Origin of the sequence: Pseudomonas sp. BAV 4579 (assembly GCF_009765395.1) — a bacterium.
Classification (GTDB): domain Bacteria; phylum Pseudomonadota; class Gammaproteobacteria; order Pseudomonadales; family Pseudomonadaceae; genus Chryseomonas; species Chryseomonas aestiva.
Map to the genome: position 1 here is coordinate 1 of NZ_WHOV01000256.1, position 4,159 is coordinate 4,159.

A 4,159-nucleotide genomic window follows, 5' to 3' on the forward strand; every position below is an offset into this window, starting at 1 on the left:
GCCCCTGCCGCCCCTTCGCTCCACCCGGAAACCCCCACGGCTGCCTGGAAACCGCAGCCGCTGTCTTCCGGTGATGTCCGCTACGCCACCTGGATCGCCTTCTTCGCCTGGGTGTTCGCCGTCTACGACTTCATCCTCTTCGGCACCCTGCTGCCGGTGATGGGTGGGCACTTCAACTGGAGCGAAGCCGAGCAGGCCGAACTCGCCACCTGGGTAGCCCTGGGTGGAGCCATCATCGCCTTCGCCATCGGCCCGCTGGTGGACCGGATCGGTCGTCGCGGCGGCATCATCGTCACCATCGGCGGCACGGCCGTGTGCTCGGCGCTGACCGCGCTGTGCGCCGGCATGGGCAAGGTGCCGCTGGTGCTGGTGCGTTCGGTGGCCGGCCTGGGCTATGCGGAGGAGGGGGTCAACGCCACCTACCTGACCGAGGTCTATGCCGCCTCCGACGATCCGCGGCTGATCCGCCGCCGGGGCTTCATCTACAGCCTGGTGCAGAGTGGCTGGCCGATCGGTGCGCTGATCGCCGCGGGGCTCACCGCCTTGCTGCTGCCGCACATCGGCTGGCAGGGCTGCTTCGTGTTCGCCGCCGTGCCGGCCTTCGTCATCGCCGTGCTGGCGCGCAAGCTCAAGGAAAGCCCGCAATTCCAGGTGCACGCCCGCATCCAGCGCCTGCGCCGCGAAGGCCAGGAGCAGGACGCCCGCAGCCTGGCCCGTGAATACGGTGTGGACTACGAAGAGCACGCCAAGGCCGGCGTGGCCATGGCCTTCAAGGGCCAGGCCCTGCGCCCGACCCTGGTATTGAGCCTGGCCATCCTGCTCAACTGGTCGGCGATCCAGGTGTTCAGCGTGCTGGGGACCTCGGTGATCGTCAGCGTGCACAAGCTCAGCTTCGAGAACTCGCTGTGGATCCTGGTGCTGTCCAACGCCGTCGGCTTCATCGGCTACCTGTTCCATGGCTGGCTGGGCGATCGCATCGGTCGGCGCAACACCGTGGCCCTCGGCTGGATGTGCGGTGGCCTGGCCTTCTTCGCCATGCTGCAGGCGCCCAGCCAATTGGTACCGGTGGTGGCGCTCTACAGCCTGGGGCTGTTCTTTCTCACCGGACCCTACTCAGCCATGTTGTTCTTCATGGGCGAAAGCTTTCCCACCAGCATCCGTGCCACCGGTGGCGCCATCGTTCACGCCATGGGACCGATCGGCGCCATCCTCGCCGGCCTCGGCATCACCAGCGTGCTCGGCAGCGGTGGCCAGTGGCACAGCGCCGCGCTGTGGTTCGGGGCGCTGCCGTGCTTTCTTTCCGGCCTGGTGATGTGGACCGCGCGCCACGTCGAACCCACCAGCCTCAAATGACAGGAGCCCCCATGACAGCTCATCCCTCTCCCGTCGCCCTGATCACCGGTGCCGCCAGCGGCATCGGCCAGGCCCTGGCCGTGGCCTATGCCCAGCGGGGCGTGCGGGTGGTCGGCGGCTACTACCCGGGCGATCCCCATGACCCCGAAGACACCCGGCGGCTGGTAGCCGCCGCGGGTGGCGAGTGCCTGCTCGAACCCCTGGACGTCAGCGACAGCGCCTCGGTGGATGCCCTGGCCGATGCCGCCCTGGCGCACTTCGGCCGCCTCGACTATGCCGTGGCCAACGCCGGGCTTCTCCGCGCCGCACCGCTGCTGGAGATGAGCGACGCGCGCTGGCACGAGATGCTCGACGTCGACCTCACCGGCGTCATGCGCACCTTTCGCGCCGCCGCGCGCCACCTGGGGGAGGGCGGCGCCCTGGTGGCCATCTCCTCCATCGCCGGCGGCGTCTATGGCTGGCAGGACCATGCCCATTACGCCGCCGCCAAGGCCGGGGTGCCGGGACTGTGTCGCTCGCTGGCCGTCGAACTGGCGCCGCGTGGCATCCGCTGCAACGCGGTGATTCCCGGTCTGATCGAGACGCCGCAATCGCTGGACGCCAAGAACTCCCTGGGTCCGGAGGGCCTGGCCAAGGCCGCCCGCAGCATTCCCCTGGGGCGGGTCGGCCGGCCCGAGGAGGTGGCGGCGCTGGTGCGGTTCCTGACCAGTACCGAGGCCAGCTACATCACCGGCCAGAGTCTGATCGTCGATGGCGGTCTCACCGTCCGCTGGCCCGATTGAGGAGAAGAGCATGTTCGAGCTGACAGACCGCCGCGCCCTGGTGACCGGCGCGGCCAGCGGGATCGGCGCCGCCATTGCGCGCGCCTATGCCGGAGCTGGCGCGCACCTGGTACTGGCCGACCGCGACGCCGAGCGACTGGCGCGGGTGGCCACGGAATGCCGTGCCCTGGGCGCGTCGGTAGCGGAGACCGTCGCCGACGTTGGCCAGCCGGATGGCGCCCGAGCCGGAGTGGACGCCTGCGTGGCGGCTTACGGCGGCATCGACATCCTGGTCAACAATGCCGGGATGCTGACCCAGGCGCCCTGCGTCGACCTGACCCTGGAACAGTGGAACGACATGCTGCGCGTCGACCTCACCAGCGTCTTTCTCGCCAGCCAGCGCGCCCTGCCGCACATGCAGGCGCAGCGCTGGGGCCGCATCATCAACGTCGCTTCCCAGCTTGGCATCAAGGGCGGCGCCGAGCTCTGCCACTATGCGGCGGCGAAGGCCGGGGTGATCGGCTTCACCAAGTCGCTGGCGCTGGAGGTGGGCCGCGACAACGTGCTGGTCAACGCCATCGCCCCCGGGCCCATCGAGACCCCACTTGTGGATGGCATCAGCGCCGACTGGAAGGCGGCCAAGGCCCGCGAATTGCCGCTGGGCCGCTTCGGTCGCGCGGAGGAGGTGGCGCCGGTGGCGCTGCTGCTGGCCAGCGATCCGGGTGGCAATCTCTTCGTCGGCCAGACCCTGGGTCCCAATTCCGGCGACGTCATGCCCTAGGAGGTAGCCATGTGCGGACTGTGCGGCCTGCTCGGCCCGGATCTCCACTGGAGCGATCCGCTGGGCGATGACCTGCCCCGGCGGCGCGAGCGCCTGCGTCGGGTCGCCGCCATCAACCGGGTGGTGGCGCCGTTCCGGCTGACCGTGAGCGACGTCCAGGGCGCCTCCTACCTGATCCAGGGCCCGACCGGGCGCCAGGCCCTGGCCGAGGGCCTGGACGACCTCTGGCGCCAGGCCGAGGCGGTGCTGGGGCGACCGCTCGATCCCCTGGATCCACGGGTGCTGGCGCCGCTGGAGTTGGCCCCATGAGCCTTGCCGTCAATGTCATCACCGGTTTTCTTGGCAGCGGCAAGACCACCCTGCTGCGGCGCCTGCTGGCCCAGGAAGCCCTGGGCGAGACGGCGTTGCTGATCAACGAATTCGGCGAGGTCGGCATCGACCACCTGCTGGTGGAAGAGGTGGCCCCGGACACCGTGCTGCTGCCCAGCGGCTGCGTCTGCTGCTCGGTGCGCGGCGATCTCAAGGCGGCGCTGCTGACCCTGCACGGTCGGCGCACCCGCGGCGAGATTCCGGCCTTTCGCCGGGTCCTGCTGGAGACCACCGGCCTGGCCGATCCGGGGCCGATCCTCGCCACCCTCAATCTCGATCCCCAGTTGCGCGGCCGCTTCCACCTGGGCTTGCTGGTGACCGTGGTGGACGCCGAGCACGCCGCGCTACAGGAGGGGCTGCACCCGGAGTGGCTCAACCAGGTCACCGCGGCCGACCGGCTGCTGCTGAGCAAGGCCGACCGGGTCGCGCCTGCCGTGCTGGAGCGGCTGGATCGGCAGCTGGCGCAGCTCAATCCCACCGCCACCCGGGCCCTGGCTGCTTCCGTGGTTAGCGGCGATGACCTGCTGCTGGGCGAAGGCCTGCGCGCCGCCGATCCGGCGGCCGAGGTCGGTCGCTGGCGGCTGTTCGCCGAGGTCGCCGAAGGCCGCCACGGCAGCGCCGAGGTCTGCTGCCTGGAATTCGACCGGCCGCTGGACTGGATGGCCTTCGGGGTGTGGCTGTCGATGCTGCTAAGATGCCACGGGCAACGCATCCTGCGAGTCAAGGGCATCCTCGACGTGATCGACGCCAGCCAACCCATCGTCATCCATGGCGTGCAGCACAGCCTGCATCCGCCGGTGCACCTGCCGGCCTGGCCGGCGGGCGAACGCCGCTCGCGCCTGGTGTTCATCGTCCGTGACCTGGATACCGCGCTGCTCAGGCGCTCCTTCGCCGC

The 4,159-nt window shown here is 70.0% G+C and carries 5 protein-coding genes; all 5 read left to right on the forward strand.

Features of this window, described 5'->3' with window-relative positions; genetic code table 11:
* A partial coding sequence (locus GSQ95_RS25835; RefSeq protein ID WP_372241656.1) for an MFS transporter occupies positions 1-1,353 on the forward strand: 1,353 nt, incomplete at its 5' end.
* Positions 1,354-1,364: 11 nt separating this feature from the next.
* On the forward strand, positions 1,365-2,135 hold the full coding sequence (locus GSQ95_RS25840; RefSeq protein ID WP_158897135.1) for an SDR family NAD(P)-dependent oxidoreductase: 771 nt from the start codon (positions 1,365-1,367) through the stop codon (positions 2,133-2,135).
* A gap of 10 nt (positions 2,136-2,145) precedes the next feature.
* Positions 2,146-2,895: an SDR family NAD(P)-dependent oxidoreductase gene (locus GSQ95_RS25845; RefSeq protein ID WP_158897134.1), complete on the forward strand. Its 750-nt coding sequence runs from the start codon at positions 2,146-2,148 to the stop codon at positions 2,893-2,895.
* 9 nt (positions 2,896-2,904) lie between these two features.
* Positions 2,905-3,204, forward strand: coding sequence for a hypothetical protein (locus GSQ95_RS25850; RefSeq protein WP_158897133.1), 300 nt, complete (start codon positions 2,905-2,907; stop codon positions 3,202-3,204).
* Positions 3,201-4,159 (forward strand): GTP-binding protein (locus GSQ95_RS25855; RefSeq protein ID WP_158974020.1); only part of this gene is annotated, 959 nt, incomplete at its 3' end. The genes GSQ95_RS25850 and GSQ95_RS25855, both read left to right, overlap by 4 nt.